Annotated in this window: 2 protein-coding genes; one reads left to right on the forward strand and one right to left on the reverse strand. The window is 72.2% G+C overall.

Going from position 1 to position 1,567, the window contains the following annotated elements; genetic code table 11:
• The coding region (locus ACA514_RS48200; RefSeq protein WP_375048283.1) for a MarR family winged helix-turn-helix transcriptional regulator at positions 1-425 on the reverse strand (425 nt) is incomplete at its 3' end.
• Positions 426-609: 184 nt separating this feature from the next.
• On the opposite strand from ACA514_RS48200, the gene ACA514_RS48205 reads away from it, so the two are divergent.
• The gene (locus ACA514_RS48205) at positions 610-1,368 is read left to right on the forward strand and encodes a response regulator transcription factor (protein ID WP_375048284.1); all 759 of its coding nucleotides are present in this window, start codon (positions 610-612) and stop codon (positions 1,366-1,368) included.
• Positions 1,369-1,567: the final 199 nt, after the last annotated feature.

A 1,567-nucleotide genomic window follows, 5' to 3' on the forward strand; every position in this document is an offset into this window, starting at 1 on the left:
CGCGCCCAGACGGTGGCCAGGTTGCGCAGGTCGTCCTGGTCGAGCCGGTCGAAGAAGAGCCTGCGCAGGTCGCCGTGCTGCTGCTTCCACGCCCTGCGCAGGAGCGTCCGCCCGTCCCGGGTGAGGACGGCCTCGAAGCCGCGGCCGTCGTCGGCCGACCGCCGCCGCTCGATCAGGCCGCGGCGCTCCAGCCGGTCGGCGAGCCGGGTGAACCCGCCCGTGGACATCACCCGGCGCTTGGCGAGTTCGGACATGCGCATGCCGTCGCGGCCGGCCTCGCCGAGCAGCGCCAGGACGCTGTACTCGGCCATGCTCACACCCAGCGGGGCGAGGCCGGCCTCGACCTCGCGCCAGATCCGGTCGTGCGCGAACAGGAATCCGCGCCAGGCCTCGTCCTCGAGCTCGCTCAACCGCTCGGTCGCCATGCGGCGAACATTACCGTCCCGCCGCACCCCGACCAAGCCGCGAAGCCTGACTGCACAGGCAGCGCCAGAGGACGAATCTTTGCCTGCGCAGCAATATTTACAAGCATGTGCCCGGCACCGGCCTGCGGCAACGCACGCACCCGCACGGGACCCCGACACGCGAGGAGGTACGCACGTGACCAGCATGCTCAGCAGAACCGGTCCGGCCGTCGGCGACTGGGACCCGGCCGCCGACGGCCCGACGGAAGCGGCGGGGCGTCCGATCAGGGTGCTGCTCGTCGACGACCAGGAGCTGGTGCGCGCGGGGTTCACGCGGGTCCTCGACGCCCAGCCCGACATGACCGTGGTGGGCGAGGCACGGGACGGCGCGCAGGTGCTGGAACTGCTGCGCACCACGCCCGCCGACATCGTGCTGATGGATGTGCGGACGCCGCGGATGGACGGGATCGAGGCGACCCGCCGCATCGTCGCCGGCTCGGACGGCGCCGGCGGTCCCGAGGTCATCATCCTGACCGCGTTCGACCTGGACGAGTACGCGTTCGCGGCGATCAGGGCGGGCGCGGCCGGGTTCCTGCTGAAGGACTCCGGGCCCGCGCAGCTCATGGCGGCGATCAGGGTGGTGCATTCGGGTGACGCGGTGGTGGCGCCCAGGACGACGCGGCGGCTGCTCGACTGGTTCGCGGTGCACCTTCCGGAGGCGGGCCGGCTGTCGACCGCGGCGCTGGAGGCGCTGACCAGGCGCGAGGGCGAGGTGCTGCGGCTGGTCGCGCGCGGGCTGTCGAACTCGGAGATCGCGGTGCGCCTGACGGTGTCGGAGGCGACCGTGAAGACCCACGTGGGCCGGATCCTGTTGAAGCTGAACCTGCGGGACCGGGTGCAGGCCGTCGTCTTCGCCTACGAGATGGGACTCGTCACGAGCGGATGGTTCGGTCGGCCCGGCTGACGCCGGGGTTCGACTTGAGGGTGACGCGGGGAACGCCCGGGCCCCCCGGAGGGCCGTCGCGGAAAATCGCTGGAGGCTCGTGCCAGGGCGAATGCGAGGCGGCCGAAAAAAGTCGCCGTGAAGGCCGAACTCGGGCCGTCGCCTGCGTGGTGGACGGAAGCGTACGTCTCAGGTCGTACGCGGGCCGCCGGGTTGGCCG

The organism is Actinomadura sp. NTSP31 (assembly GCF_041951385.1).
Taxonomy (GTDB): Bacteria; Actinomycetota; Actinomycetes; order Streptosporangiales; family Streptosporangiaceae; genus Spirillospora; species Spirillospora napierensis.

Coding starts and splice junctions, on each gene's coding strand:
- ACA514_RS48205 (WP_375048284.1), top strand. CDS start 610: ATGCTCAGCAGAACCGGTCCGGCCGTCGGCGACTGGGACCCGGCCGCC.